Genomic DNA, 15,910 nt, shown 5'->3' with positions numbered 1-15,910 from the left:
CTATGCGAGGTTGGTGGACATGGCCGACAGGCCTGTGTTGGAGAAGTACCGCCAGGTTATATTCGAGCCGGTTCCGGAGATGGATGTGATCCAGCCTTGATTGAGCAGGCTGAGGATTGCGTTCATTCGCGACATTAAATCTTTGGTGCGGTCGAATAGACGGGTCATATTGTAATACGACCCGTTGGTGACGACCATCAGGTCATAGGTGTGGAAGACGATCTTGGACAGCCCGCTTTGTCCCACCCAGCCCGAATAGGTTCCCTTGCCCGTCAGCGTGCAGTCCTGCAAGGTCACATATCGTGAGCCCGTCGTGTAGAACTTGTAACCGCCGGTTCGCAGATCGGAGCCGAGGTGGATACCTGCTTTGCCGTAGAACAAGCCTTTCGGATCCAACGTCAGGCAGGTGTAGTAGTCTCCGCCGGAGGTTTTCTGGTAGGTCCAGGCGACGTAGTCGCCTTTGTAGGCGAGCTGGTTGACGATGCCTTGCACATTCGGCTTGTCCTTGTGAGCCCGCCGAGCAAACTCACCGATATAGCGGGTCCCGTACCAGAACTGCATCCCAGCGCTCGTAATCTTTCCCTCCAACGTGGAGGCGTCATACCAGGCGATCTGCGTGGGCGTGATTCGGATAGATTGCGTCCAGCCAGCTAAGCCTACTTGGATGGCGTTGGTGGCGAGCTTGTCGGCCGTAATCGACCGCGCGGCGATCCTGCCTGCGCTGAGGTAGCCGGTGGTGATCTTGCCAGCATCCAGCGAAGCGATCTTCGCGCTGGTGACCGCAGCGTCTTTGATCATCGCAGTGGTGATGTATCCGTTGGCGATCGTGAGCTTATCCGAGGTAATGGACCCTGCTGCGATGCGTGCAGCCGAAAGCGTCCCGGTCGTGATCTTCGAGGCCGATAGATTCCCGATTTTTGCGTCCGTGATCGCCGCATTCGAGATCATCGCATTGGCAATAAACCCGTTGGCGATCGTCAGCTTGTCCGAGGTGATGGATCCAGCCTGAATGCGTGCCGCTGCTAGATAGCCCGAGGTGATCTTGCTCGCTGACAGGTTGGCGATTTTCGCGTCGGTGATCGCGGCATCTGCGATGTGTGCGGTGCCGATGGCGGCGTCTGCGATGTGTGCTTGGCTGATCGCTTTCGCCCCGATCATCGCGCCACCCACCGGTGTCTGTTTCCATTGGTTGTTGGTGAGGATGTATTGGCGGGCGATCACGCCGTCTACGCGCACTTGCCACAGCGCGCCCTCTGGCCTGCCAGCAGCGTCCGCTACGCTCGGGTCAACAACGGCAATCGTGAGCTGCCCATCCGAGGTCACCGCAACGTCGTGGGCATCCTGCGCCAACTGGGTAGCACCAGCGGCTGTGGTCTTGGCCTGGTCAATCTCGACCTGCGCGGTGGCGAGGCGTTCATGCACCTGGTCGGCGGCGTTTTGTGCATCCTGGGCAGCGGCGAGGGCGTGGTCGACCTCTGCGCGGGCGGCGTCGAGTTCCGCGCTGATCTGGACATGGTTCAGATCAGTGGCGAGTGCTATCCAGCCGGGCTGCCCGGTGTCGGTGAGCTGGTAGATCCAGATTTCGGTGGTTTCGCCGTTCGCGCGAAACCAGGTGTCACCCAGCTGTGCCTTCTCAGGCTGGATGGTGTCGTAGTGGTTGGTGTTCTTCCCATCAGCTGAAGCGAGTGCGAATCCTGCCGCATCTGAGGCCGACATGGCCGTGTTGATGGCGGTTTTGACTTGGCGGGTGACGGTCGTGAACTTCCGAGCAGTAGAACCCAGTTCGACCGAGATGTACTGGCCTGTGAGCGGGTTGTATTCGTATGCCACTACCCGTGCCGTAAGCGCGACACCAAGATCAGCGTGGCGGACGGTCACGGTATCGCCAATCTCCACGGTCTCTAGCCGTGCAAGATCAGCGTATTCACGGGTTTGTGAAAGGTCAGTGAAGCGGATCTTGTACGAAGCAGACGGCTCATCGACATGTCTTGCGCTGAATTCTGCCGCCGCTAGACGGCGCAACTGCGCGTGGGCTTGATCGAGCGGAAGTTCCCCCTCACGCGGATTGTCCTTATCCGTGATGGCTTTGACTTGTCCGTAGCGGATGACGCGGATACGCGGCACCACATAAGAGCTGAATTTCGGCGAATCCACATAGAGCTCAGGCAAGAGTAGGCCGTCGTAGCCGACCGGTAAAATCCGCGTCACCACCGTCGAAAAATCAATGGATGATTCGAAGCCGGTGAGGTTCTTGCGGTCACGGATGACCACACCGTGGTTGGTTCCGCGCATGGGCGCGTGATGGATGTGCCAGTTATCGCGGGCCAGTTCGCCGCCCCAACGCGAAGCGAACGTGTTGTCTTGCGCCTCATCCATGATGGCGGCAGCGATGGGCATGCGCACCACCCGAGTGCTCGCCCGAGTCGTGGTGTCGGAGCTGGTGGCGGTGAACCTGTGGGGCGTGTTCGCAGCACCCAGCAGCTGGTCGAGTGCAGCCTTGGCGGTTTTGTTGACCACGTAGGTGTCGGCGATGAGGTTCGCAGCCAGATCATAGAAGACATGAAACGCGCTCACTTCGAGAAAGCCGTCAAGGGTGGTGACAACCTCGCTAATACGGAACCCCTGACGTTGCTCCAGTCCTGGCACGGGCGCTGCCACAATGTTTTCCACTACGAGGTGCGTGGCTGAAGGGTCATCTGCTGGGTAGGTGAAGGTCAGGGAGAATTCGCCACCTAGTTCTTCGACCACGATCGGGTTGATGATCTCCCGATCCAAGACTCCTAGCCCGGTGGCGGTGAATGTGGTGGCGGTGCGGTCGTGAACCGTAATCATGAGGGTGCCTTCCAGACAAGACAATGACCACCCCATACAAAGGGGCAGCCATCAAAGTGAGATGAGTGAGAGCGGTTTAGGGGTTGCGCCAATTCGGCACTATGGCCACTTGTGAGATACCCGCACCGAGCGTGATCCGATTGACCCCAGGTTTGAAGGTTGGGAATGCTTCACTGAGCGCATCCGTCTGCACACGACCAGATACGTGTGCGACGAGACGCGCGCTGTCGAGCGTGACGGAGCCTGCTGGTGAGTTCACGTGATAGACACGCGCATTGATCGTCAGCGAGAGCATGCCCGTGCCTGTAACAGTGATGATCGGATCGGCATCGAGTAGGCCGGGGTTAGTGATCGTCCCCGACTCCGACATCGTTACGGGCTTCAAGCCCTTGGTCAGGTAGGTGAAGGGCTGGCAGGTGAGCCGTGCGGTGAACAGCCCCCACCCCGACAACTCACGCCGTAGTTCGCTCACTTCGCAGTGTTTGACCTTGCGGTAAATACCAGGCTCGACCGTGAGTGCAATGGTCTGGGCATTGGTGAGCTCGTGAGTGGCTCGCCGGTACTGGTCGAGACCGCCACGGATAGGAACGGCGAGCTCAAGCTCGATCTCGGTATCCTCCCAGCCCGTGAACCTGGTCAGGGTGCCTGCTCTGCCCTCGACCTCAATATCATCCACCGCACGCACCGATGCAGGAATCGCAACCGGGGCGGTCAAGCGCAGACCAAGCGACGTAGAGGTCACCGCGCTGTTCAGGGTGAAACCAAACATTAGTAGCCTCCTGCCATCACCGACTGCCTACGGTCGATTCGTGCGAGTTGTTTATCGAGGGCGGGTGCGAGTTTGCCCACCAGCGTCCCATCCGACAACGTCACGCTAATGTCCAGCGAGGACAGGATGTGCTTTGCTGTGGCATCGACGATGCTCGCGACATCCACACGCTCACTATCAGCACCGCCACTCGTATCGCGATTGATAGCTATGGGTTGTGGGGTGAGATCAACGGCCGGTACCTGCAGATCCGCCACCGTCTCGATCGGCACATGAAGCCCGTCTTCAAGCTCGGCGAAGGCGTCCATCGTGTCCCTAGCCAAACCAGTAGCGGCGGTGACGGCCTTGTTGCCATCAGTTTTGATCGAGCCTGCGAGGCCTTCGACAAGCATCCGTCCTGCCCACGCCATCTTGCGAGACGGTGAGTGGATGCCAAAGAAGCCAGTGATCGAATCCCAAATCCCGCTCGCCCAATTCGAGACCCGATTCCACAACCAGCCCGCCAAGCCTTGGATGCCATTCCACAGGCCGTAGACGAGGTTCTTACCCGCCTCCACCATCTGCCACACACCCTGACCAACAGCAGACACAATCCCAGAAATAATCGATGGGATTGCTGCCACGATCGTGGAAATAATCTGGGGCAACGCCCGCACCAACGCGGTGAGGAGTTGGATGCCTGCTTGGACAAGTTGCGGTATCGCCCCACCAATCACCGACACAATACTGGCAATAATCTGCGGCAACGCGGCCACGATCGTCGTAATGATCTGCGGCAAGGCACCAATCAACGCCGTCAGTAGCTGGATACCTGCTTCGATGAGCTGCGGGATCGCACCGACCACACCGCCCACGATCGCGGTAATAATCTGCGGCAAAGCCGCCACAATCGCCGTGATGATCTGCGGCAACGCACCAATCAACGCCATCAGCAGCTGGATGCCTGCTTGAATGATTTGCGGAATCGCCCCCACAAGAAACGTCACGATGCCGGTGATGATTTGTGGCAGGGCTTCGATGATCACGGGGATGGCTGCGATCAAGCCTTCGGTAAGTCCGGTGATGAGCTGCAACGCCGCATCAAGAAGTAACGGGAGGTTATCGACCAGACCCTGCACCAAAGCCATGAGCATCTCCACCGCAGCCGGAACCAGTTCCGGTAGCGCTTCGCTGATGCCAGAGACGAGGGTGGCGATGATCTGAATCGCCGCCTCCAACAAAGACGGCAACGCTTCGATGATCGCCTCGACCAGCGCGATAATCAGCGTCACCGCAGTCTCAGCTACTTGTGGCAACACCTTGATAACACCTTCTAGCAGTGCGGTGAGAATGGACATGCCAGTCTCAACCACCATCGGCAACTGCTCAGCAATAAACCCCAGAGCCTCCTGAAGTACGCTGCCGAGGGTGTCGATAAGCGCTGGTGTGCCACCTTCTTCAAACGCTGCGGTCAGTTCGTCGATCCACCCGTTGACCATCGGCAACACCGAACCCGCCAACGCCTCACTAAGTCCGCCTGCCAGCAGGCCTTTGAGGTTAGCGACCCCGTCCTGCATCGTCGCCAACTGGCCGCTAAAGGTCTTGGATTGGGCGTCCATAGCCCCGTAGAAACGCCCGCCCTCAGCAGTAGCACTGGCGAATGCGTCAGCGACCATGTCAGCCGAGATCGCGCCCTTGGCCATATCCTCCTTGAGCTCACCAATGCTTTTGCCGCTCTTGCGGGAGATCTCTTCGAGCGGGTTGAAGCCGGCGTTGATCATCTGCAGCAAGTCCTGACCAGTCAACTTGCCAGTCGAAGACATCTGGGCGAAGGCGAGCGTTAGCGACTCCATCTTCACCGCATCACCTTGGGAGATGTCGCCGATTTCGTTCAGGTGCTTTTTCGCATCCTCAAGGCTCATTCCGAAGCTCAGGAGGGTTTGCATGTTGCCCGCGAGGTCCTCCATACCAAACGGAGTCTTCGCCGCCTGGGCCTTCAAATCATTCACAAGCTTCTGAGCTTTGGCTTGATCGCCAAGCATCGTCGTAAACGACGTGGAGTATTGCTCCATACGCGCGTTGTATTCCACGCCTTCTTTGAGGGCTCCGGCCATGCCGCGACCAATCGAGGCGATCGCATGCCCGATACCCTTGACCCCGGCGATGATGGCTTCGGAGGCAAGATTGGCTTTCAACACGTCGCCGAAAATGCGGGTCTTGGAGCTAGTGGTGTCCATCTCGTCACCGAGATCATCCACCGCGTCCTCAAGACGTCCTGCGTCCTTCGCCGCGCCCTTGGCATCGTCGCCCGCACCGTCTGCCTCGTCCCCGAAATCGGACAGGGCGTCGTTATTCGATTTGAGTTCGCTCTCGAGACGGTTGAGCTCAGCGCCTGCGTTGTTGAGCTGGATCTGCCAATTCTTCGTCCGCGAATCGTTCTCACCAAAGCTCGTGGCGGAGTTTTCGAGTGCGGCGCGCAGGGTCTCAATCTTGGCTTTCTGGGCCTCGATTTCTTTGCCCAGCACTTGGTTACGGGCGGTGAGTGCTTCGGCGGACTTGTCGTTCTTATCGAACGAGGACGCCACAAGCTTCATCTCACTGCCGAGCACACGCATCTCACGGTTAATATCCGTAATCGCACGCTTAAACTCACGCTCACCCTCAAGCCCAATCTTCAAACCAAAACTGGAGTCAGCCATCTGCTTTCTCTCCTAATAACTGCTAGTTTCACGGGCGGTCGAGGTTGGTAAAATGAGATATGGAAAATAAAAATTCAGTAACTACAAATCTCGAATTGGCGACTTTGTTCGTGTTCCTTCCTGCGCATCCTGATCTAGCTGTGGAGTATGAGTCAGAGGACGGGCAAGAAGACCGGTGGTGGAAATCCCAGCGAGAACACATGATTTCGTGGTTCTTCTCTCGGACGTGCCGTGGTGGAATTCCTGGCTACGAAGTCAAGACACCCTGGCTCGATGCAAAGACGACCTACAATAAACTCGGCAACCCGGCAGCTCTTATTTGGCTTGCTGCTGCTCTCGAAATTGACTCCCAGATCATTCGTCGAGCAATGAGCGAGAGTCTGTCATCTAAGAATCGCGGGGAAAGCCCGCGCACAAGATGCCGCATTATTCGAAAGATCATTCCATGGGAAACAATCGACGGGCGGGCTCGGGAGCTTATCCACCTGCATAAGATCGACATTCATCCTGGGATTTGTCGAGATTAGCTTTCCTAAATCCCTGGCGGGATGACGTCGTCGATGAACCATTGACGCAACGGCTCGGCGCGCCCGGTTTCGAGTCGCCAGCAGTCCACGAGGTCGAGGAGTTCTCCGAAGACGGTCAGACCCACCTCCACGCGTGATAGGTGAAGGTGGGCCATTCCGATATACGTCAGCCGCGTGAACACAGCCTGATCGTTGTCGACTATCCGTCCGCCGCTGATGCTTTTGGGGCTGGCTCGGTAAGGATGTCTCGGCGTGTGCCGCGCTGGAGAGCTTCGGCGATCGCGCCACGATAGTCCGCCAGATCAGCAGGCACGGTAAGGAGTTCGACCTCGTCCTCGCTCAGTTCTGGGCGCTTGTCGTCTGGGTGGCGGTGGTTGTGGATTTGGACTGATTGGTTGGCCAGCAGCGTGATCAGCCAAATCACCTCACCGAGTGTCTTGCCCAAATCATCAGACGTTTCGAGGGCGTTGCCCAGGTGTTCGAGTCCGCCATAGCGCTCGGCGATCAGGCGGGTGGCTTTCGTGGTGAGCACGAGCTCGTAGTCCTCCCCGCCAATGGTGACAGTGGCGGAGCGTCCTGGTTCCACAACAGATTCAGTTTTCTTCTTGCTGGTCATCGCTTGGTACTCCTTGCTCGTTAGCTGGTGGCGGGTTCGTAGACTTGCGCATACCAGTTCGTGATCGTCTCAGGCTTGACCCCGGTGCCGCCCTCTAGCACTTCGGCCTTCCACGGATGACGCCCCTTACTATCGGGTTTGTTACGGCGCAAAATCGTGCCCTCAATGCTCGGGGTGGAGAACGTGATCGAGTCGGCTTTGGTGGCCAGCGTTTCTGTTGGGAGGGCAAACTTGACCCGGTAGAGCCAAAAATACTGATACTTCCCCGTGGAGCGTGCTGCGCGGAAACCAATCGCCACCGGGCTGCCGCCGTCTTCTGAGGCGGAGATGAGGACGCCGTTCGCGTCCACGGTCGCCCCAGTGAGGGCTGCGGCTGCTTCACCACCCAGATCATCGATGCCGAGGGTGAGGGTTCCGGATTTGAATTCCTTGACGATCTCACTCGGCCCGTCATCGGCATACAGGATCGCTTCAGCAACCTCAACACTCAGTTCTGCGGAGATCGCTTTCGCGAGGGGTTTGGGTTTGGCGTAGGTCTCCTCACCCGTATCGGGGTTTTCGGTGATGGTGGCGTAGTAGAGCTTGTCCAAACCAATCGTGGCCATGAGTGTGTTCCTTTCTTATGGGTGAAACCCTGACCGGTAGGATCAGGAGCAAGTGGTTTTGTGTAGATACGAATGACGAGGATGTCCATGGCTAGCGATAACACGCCGACGATCGATCAGTTCCGGCCGGTTGTGTTACGGGTTCTCGCTGACGGCCAGGAACGGGCAGTGCGCGATGTGTGCGAACTGGTGGCCGCCCGCATGGAGCTGCCAGCAGATGTACGCGCGGAGAGGATCGCTTCCGGTCAGCACCGGTACGTCAACCGAATCAACTGGGCGTGTTCTGGACTTACCCAAGCTGGTCTGTTGGAGCGTCCGAAGCGCGGCCACTACCGCATTACAGACAACGGGCGCACCGTCGATGCTCGGTCTTTGGCGGAGTATTCCGAGAAGGACATGCTCGAGTGGCCTGTGTGGCAGGCCTACCAGGAAGAAATCGCCGCCCGCAAGCGCGAGGTTCCGGATACCTTGGAGTCAACTGCCAAGGAGGAGGCGAACCCGGTCGAGGTGATGGCTGCTGCCGAGCGAACCTTCAACGCGCAGACCGAGACCGCGCTGCGCAAACGCCTGCAGGAAGCCTCGCCCGAGTTCTTTGAGAAGGCCGTGATCGACGTGTTGTGGGCGATGGGCTACGGCGGCACCCACGGTGAGAAACAGCATGTCGGGCGCTCCGGTGACGGAGGTATCGACGGTGTGATCCGCCAGGACGCTCTCGGGCTGACGAACATCTACATTCAGGCCAAGCGTTACGCCGACACGAACAAAGTCGGTGATCCAGAGATTCGCAACTTCATCGGATCCCTGGATTCACGCGGTGCGAACCTGGGCGTGTTCATCACGACATCCAGCTTCCAGCCCGCTGCCGAGCGCACCGCAGCTGGATATCGCCACGGCAGGATCATCCTCATCGACGGCATCAAACTCACCAGCCTGATGCTCGCTTACGGGGTTGCCGTCCATAAGGCCCGCGAGTTCACCCTCTACGAGATCGACGACGACTTCTTCGACGACGAAACCGCCTAACCCCACGAGTTCGCTGCCGCCACATCGAGCGCGTAATGGTGAAATCCGGTATCAGCTTCAAAGCCGACATAGGTACGACCAGTAATCGTTAATCCGGCGTCGAGCAGTGCGCGAGTAATGCGGTTACGCAGGTCGAGATAGTTTCCTTTGGTGAAGAGTGCGAGGCGGACTTCCTCAACCTCGATACTGGGTTGATTGTCTGCGAACACGTCGAACATGTCTGTCAGCGGGGTTGCCACGAGATACGTCTGCGGCGCTGGCGTGGCCGTATACAGGCCGACTTCGAACGGCAGCCCGAGCTTGTCAGCGATGTTCGTTAGTTGTTCCAATAATGCGGTCATGGCCCCACCTGCTCAATCCGCGCGATCAGCGCCGTTTTCATGGCGTCGATCGCACCACGCCGTGTTTGCGAACGTGTAGGCGCCAGGAACGGACGTGCGGACTGGTTGGATCGGCCGTGTTCGAGGACGCTGGCGATCAACGCATTCGCTCTGCCGTCACGGCGATTTTCAGCGAAGCCGACTTTAATGTTGTGATCGCCTCGGCTGTTTACTTTCACCGAGCTTGTACCAAGCGCTGCGAGTAGTTGCCCGGTTGAACGCGAGGGCTGCTTGGTGGCCCGTCCGATCGCACCGGTGAGGTTGGCTCGCATACGCGGTTCAACCACCGCAGCCCCAGCTTGCAGAACCTCATCAGCAGATGTTTCGAGCACACGGCTGGCAGCGTCGAGGGAATCAATGAACGCGTTCGGCAGGCGAATCTGCACTCTAGCCATCAGTTGCTCCCTTCGGGCGTGGTCTGGTGGGCGAGAATCTCCACGTAACGGCCGATCACTTCGACTGCGTCGATCACATACCTGCCATCCGGTCCGCTGATCTGCATATCCGTAGTTACGGATAGTCCGGGGACGGTGCGGATGCGGAAGAGGACGTCAGCTTTCGTATATGCGGCTCGATTCACCCACGCAGCCGATGCATGCCGAACCTCGATCTGCGCCCGCACCGTTGCTCGCACTTCATCGCGTGTGGTAGTGAACCCCGCCTTATCACGCACAACCATTGGCTGGATGAGGTCGATGGTGGTGCGCATGGATCCAAGAGAAGCCATTGGTCTACACCTTCCAATCTCTATCTAGGCGCAGCAGGTTGTTGACCGCGTTCCATACCGCCCGCGCCGCATCGGGTTTATCGGCCCAGAATCCTGCCGTCGAACCATCACGCGACTCATAGAAATGAGAAGCGAGCATGACAATGCCTTGCCTGGTTGCCCCAGACATGTCGCGTGTCTCGTAGTGGTTTTCGGGCAGGTGCTGGAAAGCGCAGGCGTAGGAGATGGCCGCATTGATCAGCGCAGCAATCAGTCTGTCGTCGTCATCGAAGGTGATGAGTAGATTCGCCTTCACTTGATCGATGAGTTCGTTCGTGCCCATGTGCGGCCACCCCCTATCCGTGTGTAGAACCGCTGGTTATGCTCCTGCCTTTTGGGTGAGCAGTTTGACTGCTTCGGGTAGTACGAGCTTGCCGTCCAGTCGCTGAGATGCGAGGAATCCGACCTGTCCGGTGGTTGCGAACAGTTCGTTGAGCCGCTTGAACGAGCGGCCTTGTCGGTCGGCGATCCAGTAGTACGACAAGTCACCGAAAGCAACCGTCGACGCACCAGCCTTGATTTCAGGCACAAACGTGGACGTGTGGACGGGGTGGCCAAGGACAAGGTCTGGGGTTCCTGCGGTCAGGGCTGGCTGCCACAGATACTGGCCGTTACCATCCTTGAGCTTGCGGATGGTTTTCACGGTCGAGTCGTTCATCAGCCACACCGCGTTCTTCCGATACGGAGCACGCAAACCGTAGTGCAGATCGATGAGTTCATCAGCCGTAATATCCGTCGCCTTGCCCGTAGTCACTGCCTTCTCACCACCACCAGAAGTTGCGAAAATACCGGTGGGCTTACCCTTACCGTCCCCGGTGAGGAAGGCTTCTTCCTCGGCAGCGCCAATACGACGAGCAAACTCCGCCGCCAAATACTGCTCGACATTAAACGCCGCATCGTTCAAGAGTTCCTCTGAAATTTTGAGGAAGGTGCCGAGCTTAAACGCACTCAAATTGACCTGCGTGAAAGCTTCATCAGATTCCGTATACGGCTTGCCCTCATCGAGCCACCCGGCAGTGCCATGCGTAGAGACGACCGGGATTTTCCGATCCCCGCTGGTGGTTTGAATGACCTTGGCTAAGCCTCGCATGATGTTCTGATCCTCCAGTGAGGAGATCAGGGTACGTTCGAACTCATCAGGCACCAGATAGCCGCCCTCAGTATCGACGCCTTCAGACAGTGAGTTGCGGACTTCCATCGGAGAAACGTTGAGCCGCATCGCGTCCCAAAACGCCCGCTTATACGAGGCGGTCGCGCGCGGTGCAGTCGGCTTGGCTTCATCATCAGGATTCATACCCGGCATGGACGTGAGCGGCATGTTCGTTGCTCGTGCGAGGTCGGCGTCGCGGCGCAGGGCGCGCTCAGAGCGGGCGATCTCATTGGTGAGACGATCGATCTCGGCTTCCATCTTCGCATAAGCCTGATCATCTTCAGCAGACAGACAGCCAGTTGTGGTGTCGCGGCGCTCATCTAGGAAAGCCTTCGCCTTCTCCCAAACATCTGCGCGCTTGGTACGAAGATCAGAAACAGTCATAGGGGTCGTCATGGTTAGTTGTCCTTTCAGTGGGGTTGGTTCGCTAGTTCGGCGTACAAATCACAAACCCGCCGACCAAGAGGTGCAGCGGGTGTAGTGGTGAGGTGTGGTGGTCGCATCGGCTTCGGAGGTGATGTGGCGGTCAGATGTGCGACGAGTTTTTGCTCGGCTGCTCGGCGTGAAAACACCGTGCCAAGTCCTGCGTTCTTGGGTGGGAACGGCAGGCGCTTCTCATCGTCGTCGGGTTCGTCTGGGGAGTCGACCTTGTCCTCATCGTCATCCAGGTCATCGTTGGGCTTCTCAGGCGAGACCGCAAACATTGGGTTGCGTTCACCTGTCAGGAGTTCGTCGGCAAATCCCATGTCGATCGCGGCCCGCGCATCCATCCACGTTTCGGCGTCCATGAGCTTGGACAGCTTCGCCCTGCTCAAGTTCGTCTTCTCCTGATATGCATTCAGGATCGATTCTTTAACCGAATCAAGCATGTTCATTGCACGTGCGAGTTCGTCCTTATCCCCGACCGCCATCGTGGCAGGGTTGTGAATCATCAACATCGACACCGGGCTCATGGCGACCTTCGTGGCTGCCATGGCGATCACGGACGCGGCGGATGCGGCGATCCCGTCGATGTTGACGGTGACTGTGCCTGGGTAGTCGATGAGCATGTTGTAGATCTGTGCGGCAGCAACCACGTCCCCTCCGGGGCTGTTGAGCCAGATCGTCACCGGCCCGCTACCCGCGTTGAGTTCATTGGCGAAGATGGCGGGTGTGATGTCGTCATCGAACCAGGATTCTTCAGCGATTGTGCCGCTAATGCGTAAAACCCGGACACTACCTGCGTCCGGGTCAGTGTTGCGTGGCTCGGGTGTGAGCCAGTTCCAAAAACGTCTCATATCCTCCTCCTTACAGAAGATTCACTCGTAGGTTCCTCAGCCGGTTCAGGCTTCGGTTCAGACTCGGTTGTCTGCGCGTATGCCCCTGCAAGACTGAGTGGGAGCATGTTGCCGTTTACCAGGTAGAGATCCCCGCCAGCCTCAGCAGGAATCTTGTCGAGGTTTTCTAGCTCGCGTATATCGTTAGCGCTCATCCACCCGTTCTGCCGAGCCACCGCGTATCCCTCCATGCGTGACTGGTAGTCCCCGCGCAGCAGACCTTCAACGTTGAACTTCACATACACGCCAGGTTTTTCACACGGACTGAGGAGTGTTTTGGTGATGGCTTGTTCCCAGCGGATCACCCACGGATCAAGCGTGTACTTCACAAACTCGAGACTCTGCTGCTCAATGTTCGAAAATGAGCTCTTTTCGAGGTCACCGATCATGTGCGGCGGGATACGGAAAATGCGGGCGATCTCATTGATCTGAAACTTACGGGTCTCCAAGAACTGCGCCTGTTCAGGAGACACTGAGATCGGCGTGTACTTCATGCCCTCCTCAAGGACGGCGATCTTGTTCCCGTTCCTCGCGCCACCGAACGTCGCCTGCCACGACTCCCGAACCCGAGCTGGATCCTTGATCGTGCCCGGATGCTCCAACACGCCACCCGGAGCCGCACCATTAGCAAAAAACGATGCGCCGTAGTCTTCGGTAGCCTGCGCCAAGCCGATGGCGTTCTTCGCCATAGCAATCGGGCTATAACCAACCAGCCCATCAAAGCCCAGCCCTGGAATATGGAGCACATCGCGCGCAGCCAGGGTGACGGTTTCGAACCTTCCTGTTGGTTCGTTCCACATGCGCTGATACTCGTAATACAGCCGCCCAGCCTCATCTCTACCTACGGTCATCCGGTTGGGCATAAGCGGATACAAGCCAATAACCTCATCACGGCCGTTGCGGATCACTTGCGCAAACGCATTACCCCACAACAGCAAGTGAGTCATCAACGTTTCTCGGAACACGAAGCTCGTCATCTCTGGATTCGGCTCATCATGCAACAACCTGTAGAGCGGATGGTCGAGCGCCTTCACCTTCGCGCCATCACTGCTCTGCCGGTAAACATGCAACGGCAACCCCGCGATAGCTTCAGCGAGGATGCGCACGCAACTATAGACGGCAGTCATTTGCATCGCCGAGCGTTCTGTCACCGGACGGCCCGAGGTGGTGCCGCCGAAGAAGAAGCTATAGCCCGAGCTAATCGCGTGATCGTCGGCGGGGCGGGTGGTGTCGCCACGCAGCCAATTCAGGAAACCCATGCGGTGTCCTTTCACATGTAGAATTGGAATATGAAAGCGCCCTCAAAACAGTCGTGGGCACTGATGAGTGTTCTGCTAGTGGCATTTTGGTTGTTGCCGCTCATTTCCATGTGGATTAGCAGGCTGGGCGATCCCAACGCCAAGTGGTTCATCGCGTTGCTCTTCCTCGCGTTTCCACTACTCACCATCGTTTTGAGCGTTATCGATGGGGCACGCCACGGGTTCGGCTGGTGGTGGCTACTGGCTCCGTTCGCAGGGTTCTTGACCACACTGTTCGTGTACTACAACGATTCAGCCCTCATCTACGGCGTCGCCTACTCGATCTTGGGACTGATCGGCACAGGCATCGGCGCGTTCATCCATGCGCGTGCTCACAGTACGAGTAGGCCGCGTTCGTCATAAACACTGCCGCTGACGTGCCCGCTGCCGTTTCGGATAGCTCGGTCGAGGGCCATGATCGTGGCGACGACGCCGTCGATCTTCTCCGTGGACTTCTGCTTATCCGGCTTGATGTTGCCCGCTGGGTCGGTGCGAATGTGAATGTTGTCGACCATCCACGACAGGACTGGGTGCCCACCATGAGCCAGGCGACCTTCGAGTGCGAGCTTCATCAGCTCCTTCGACGGTGGGCTCATATCCTTAAAGCCCTGCCCGAAGGGGACCACGGTGAAACCGAGACCTTCGAGGTTTTGACTCATTTGCACAGCACCCCACCTGTCGAACGCAATCTCACGAATATCAAACCGCTCACCAAGGGTTTCGATGAAGGTTTCGATTGCGCCGTAGTGGACGACGTTGCCTTCCGTGGTCTGTAGAAAGCCTTGTTGTTGCCGCAGGTCGTAGGGCACGTGGTCACGGTTAACGCGGAGTGTGAGGTTTTCTTCGGGTATCCAGAACCATGGCGCAATCACATACCGCTCGTCACCGGTTTCGGGTGGGAAGACGAGCACGAACGCCGTGATATCCGTCGTCGACGCAAGATCCAGCCCGCCGTAACACACGCGGCCCTCAAGGTCGGAAAGGTCAACAGGTGCGTTGTTAGCGTTCCAGACGTGCATGGGCATCCACCGCACACTTTGTTTGACCATTGGTTGAGGCGAAGTTGTCGGAAGGTGTTTTCTTCGGCTGGGTTTTGTTTCGCGCTCGTGCAGGCTTGGCGAACCTTCTCGATCGGAACCGTGATCCCCAAGCTCGGATTAGCCTTATGCCACACTGCTTCGTCGGTCCAGTCATCTTCGCGGTCAGCCCCGTAAATCACCGGGTAGAACGTCGGGTCATGTTTCTTGCCTGCGAGGATGTCTTCAGCTTTCTCATGCTGCTCATAACAAATCGAATGCGTATCGGTACCAGCCGTCGTGATCAGAAAATATAGCGGCTGGGTGCGCGCGTCACCCGAACCCTTGGTCATCACGTCGAACAAGGCACGGCCCGGTTGGGTGTGCAGTTCGTCGAAGACGACACCAGAAATGTTGAACCCGTGCTTCGAATACGCCTCTGCACTCAGGACTTGGTAGAAGGAGTTGGTGGGTTTGTAGATGATCCGCTTCTGCGAGGCAAGAATCTTGACACGCTTGGACAAGACGGGGCTCATGCGGATCATGTCCGCTGCGACCTCAAACACGATCGAGGCTTGCTGGCGGTCTGCCGCGCACCCATAGACTTCGGCGCGTTCTTCACCATCCCCGCAGGTGAGCAGGAGCGCGACTGCGGCGGCGAGCTCACTTTTGCCCATCTTTTTGGGTATCTCGACGTAGGCGGTGGTGAATTGGCGGTAGCCGTCTTCTTTGACGGTGCCGAACAGGTCGCGGATGATTTGCTCTTGCCAGTCGATGAGCTGGAAGGGCTGTCCTGACCAGCGGCCTTTGGTGTGTTTCAGGGCTTGGATGAACGCGACCGCGAAGTCTGCTTTGCGCTTGTCGTAGCGTGAGCCTGTGGCCATGAATCGGGTCGGCGTGTAGGTGTCGAGAGTGCGCATCACACCCTTCAGGC

General features: G+C 57.9%; 16 protein-coding genes and 1 pseudogene. 3 read left to right on the top strand and 14 right to left on the bottom strand.

All coding sequences use genetic code 11. The features are described 5' to 3' along the window. The 3 genes from G5S47_RS05530 to G5S47_RS05520 form a co-directional block, all read right to left on the bottom strand. On the bottom strand, positions 1-2,832 hold the full coding sequence (locus tag G5S47_RS05530) for a phage tail spike protein (protein ID WP_219585288.1): 2,832 nt from the start codon (positions 2,830-2,832) through the stop codon (positions 1-3). Positions 2,833-2,908: 76 nt separating this feature from the next. Next, positions 2,909-3,601 carry a hypothetical protein gene (locus tag G5S47_RS05525; RefSeq protein ID WP_219585286.1) on the bottom strand — a complete coding sequence of 231 codons (693 nt, stop codon included), beginning with the start codon at positions 3,599-3,601 and terminating at the stop codon, positions 2,909-2,911. Next, positions 3,601-6,279 (bottom strand): phage tail protein, encoded by a 2,679-nt coding sequence (locus tag G5S47_RS05520; RefSeq protein ID WP_219585285.1) that lies wholly within the window; start codon positions 6,277-6,279, stop codon positions 3,601-3,603. Before G5S47_RS05520 ends, G5S47_RS05525 begins: the two co-directional genes overlap by 1 nt. 59 nt (positions 6,280-6,338) lie before the next feature. Between G5S47_RS05520 and G5S47_RS05515 the strand changes: the two genes are divergently transcribed. Next, on the top strand, positions 6,339-6,806 hold the full coding sequence (locus G5S47_RS05515; RefSeq protein WP_219585284.1) for a hypothetical protein: 468 nt from the start codon (positions 6,339-6,341) through the stop codon (positions 6,804-6,806). Positions 6,807-6,811: 5 nt separating this feature from the next. On the opposite strand, the gene G5S47_RS05510 is transcribed toward G5S47_RS05515, so the two are convergent. Genes G5S47_RS05510 through G5S47_RS05500 form a run of 3 tightly spaced genes read right to left on the bottom strand, consistent with a single transcriptional unit; the run spans position 6,812 to position 8,027 of the window. After that, on the bottom strand, positions 6,812-6,988 hold the full coding sequence (locus G5S47_RS05510) for a hypothetical protein (RefSeq protein WP_160149024.1): 177 nt from the start codon (positions 6,986-6,988) through the stop codon (positions 6,812-6,814). Positions 6,989-7,005: 17 nt separating this feature from the next. Further along, positions 7,006-7,422: a hypothetical protein gene (locus G5S47_RS05505; RefSeq protein WP_124054621.1), complete on the bottom strand. Its 417-nt coding sequence runs from the start codon at positions 7,420-7,422 to the stop codon at positions 7,006-7,008. Between the two features lie 20 nt (positions 7,423-7,442). Next, a complete protein-coding gene (locus G5S47_RS05500) occupies positions 7,443-8,027 on the bottom strand; it encodes a major tail protein (protein WP_124054622.1) in 585 nt (194 codons plus the stop codon). Between the two features lie 87 nt (positions 8,028-8,114). On the opposite strand from G5S47_RS05500, the gene G5S47_RS05495 reads away from it, so the two are divergent. Beyond that, positions 8,115-9,050, top strand: a complete 936-nt coding sequence (locus G5S47_RS05495) for a restriction endonuclease (RefSeq protein WP_124054623.1) — start codon at positions 8,115-8,117, stop codon at positions 9,048-9,050. Here G5S47_RS05495 and G5S47_RS05490 read toward each other — a convergent pair. The 7 genes from G5S47_RS05490 to G5S47_RS05460 are packed head-to-tail and all read right to left on the bottom strand — an operon-like array spanning position 9,047 to position 13,921. Continuing rightward, the gene (locus tag G5S47_RS05490; protein ID WP_073717570.1) at positions 9,047-9,391 is read right to left on the bottom strand and encodes a hypothetical protein; all 345 of its coding nucleotides are present in this window, start codon (positions 9,389-9,391) and stop codon (positions 9,047-9,049) included. The genes G5S47_RS05495 and G5S47_RS05490 overlap by 4 nt on opposite strands. Beyond that, positions 9,388-9,825, bottom strand: coding sequence for an HK97-gp10 family putative phage morphogenesis protein (locus G5S47_RS05485; protein WP_073717569.1), 438 nt, complete (start codon positions 9,823-9,825; stop codon positions 9,388-9,390). Before G5S47_RS05485 ends, G5S47_RS05490 begins: the two co-directional genes overlap by 4 nt. After that, positions 9,825-10,157, bottom strand: coding sequence for a phage head completion protein (locus tag G5S47_RS05480; RefSeq protein WP_073717568.1), 333 nt, complete (start codon positions 10,155-10,157; stop codon positions 9,825-9,827). Before G5S47_RS05480 ends, G5S47_RS05485 begins: the two co-directional genes overlap by 1 nt. Before the next feature lie 4 nt (positions 10,158-10,161). After that, entirely contained in the window at positions 10,162-10,479 is a 318-nt protein-coding gene (locus tag G5S47_RS05475; protein WP_073717567.1) for a head-tail connector protein, read from the bottom strand. 36 nt (positions 10,480-10,515) lie between these two features. Further along, positions 10,516-11,742, bottom strand: a complete 1,227-nt coding sequence (locus G5S47_RS05470; RefSeq protein WP_219585281.1) for a phage major capsid protein — start codon at positions 11,740-11,742, stop codon at positions 10,516-10,518. A gap of 14 nt (positions 11,743-11,756) precedes the next feature. Continuing rightward, a complete protein-coding gene (locus tag G5S47_RS05465) occupies positions 11,757-12,623 on the bottom strand; it encodes a head maturation protease, ClpP-related (protein WP_073717565.1) in 867 nt (288 codons plus the stop codon). Beyond that, a complete protein-coding gene (locus G5S47_RS05460) occupies positions 12,620-13,921 on the bottom strand; it encodes a phage portal protein (RefSeq protein WP_124054624.1) in 1,302 nt (433 codons plus the stop codon). Before G5S47_RS05460 ends, G5S47_RS05465 begins: the two co-directional genes overlap by 4 nt. A 30-nt stretch (positions 13,922-13,951) precedes the next feature. Here G5S47_RS05460 and G5S47_RS05455 point away from each other — a divergent pair, with 30 nt between their 5' ends. Continuing rightward, a complete protein-coding gene (locus tag G5S47_RS05455; protein WP_073717225.1) occupies positions 13,952-14,323 on the top strand; it encodes a DUF2651 family protein in 372 nt (123 codons plus the stop codon). Here G5S47_RS05455 and G5S47_RS08645 read toward each other — a convergent pair. Beyond that, positions 14,293-15,896 (bottom strand): annotated as a pseudogene (locus tag G5S47_RS08645) (terminase large subunit). The gene G5S47_RS05455 and the pseudogene G5S47_RS08645 sit on opposite strands and share 31 nt — an antisense overlap. Between the last annotated feature and the right edge of the window lie 14 nt (positions 15,897-15,910).

This window comes from Schaalia turicensis (assembly GCF_019380255.1).
In the GTDB taxonomy this organism is placed as follows: Bacteria; Actinomycetota; Actinomycetes; order Actinomycetales; family Actinomycetaceae; genus Pauljensenia; species Pauljensenia turicensis_A.
Note: the sequence above shows the minus strand (reverse complement) of the source record. Positions and strands in the feature narration are given on the sequence as shown.

Coding starts and splice junctions, on each gene's coding strand:
- G5S47_RS05530 (WP_219585288.1), bottom strand. CDS start 2,832: ATGATTACGGTTCACGACCGCACCGCCACCACATTCACCGCCACCGGG.
- G5S47_RS05525 (WP_219585286.1), bottom strand. CDS start 3,601: ATGTTTGGTTTCACCCTGAACAGCGCGGTGACCTCTACGTCGCTTGGT.
- G5S47_RS05520 (WP_219585285.1), bottom strand. CDS start 6,279: ATGGCTGACTCCAGTTTTGGTTTGAAGATTGGGCTTGAGGGTGAGCGT.
- G5S47_RS05515 (WP_219585284.1), top strand. CDS start 6,339: ATGGAAAATAAAAATTCAGTAACTACAAATCTCGAATTGGCGACTTTG.
- G5S47_RS05505 (WP_124054621.1), bottom strand. CDS start 7,422: ATGACCAGCAAGAAGAAAACTGAATCTGTTGTGGAACCAGGACGCTCC.
- G5S47_RS05500 (WP_124054622.1), bottom strand. CDS start 8,027: ATGGCCACGATTGGTTTGGACAAGCTCTACTACGCCACCATCACCGAA.
- G5S47_RS05495 (WP_124054623.1), top strand. CDS start 8,115: ATGGCTAGCGATAACACGCCGACGATCGATCAGTTCCGGCCGGTTGTG.
- G5S47_RS05490 (WP_073717570.1), bottom strand. CDS start 9,391: ATGACCGCATTATTGGAACAACTAACGAACATCGCTGACAAGCTCGGG.
- G5S47_RS05485 (WP_073717569.1), bottom strand. CDS start 9,825: ATGGCTAGAGTGCAGATTCGCCTGCCGAACGCGTTCATTGATTCCCTC.
- G5S47_RS05480 (WP_073717568.1), bottom strand. CDS start 10,157: ATGGCTTCTCTTGGATCCATGCGCACCACCATCGACCTCATCCAGCCA.
- G5S47_RS05475 (WP_073717567.1), bottom strand. CDS start 10,479: ATGGGCACGAACGAACTCATCGATCAAGTGAAGGCGAATCTACTCATC.
- G5S47_RS05470 (WP_219585281.1), bottom strand. CDS start 11,742: ATGACGACCCCTATGACTGTTTCTGATCTTCGTACCAAGCGCGCAGAT.
- G5S47_RS05465 (WP_073717565.1), bottom strand. CDS start 12,623: ATGAGACGTTTTTGGAACTGGCTCACACCCGAGCCACGCAACACTGAC.
- G5S47_RS05460 (WP_124054624.1), bottom strand. CDS start 13,921: ATGGGTTTCCTGAATTGGCTGCGTGGCGACACCACCCGCCCCGCCGAC.
- G5S47_RS05455 (WP_073717225.1), top strand. CDS start 13,952: ATGAAAGCGCCCTCAAAACAGTCGTGGGCACTGATGAGTGTTCTGCTA.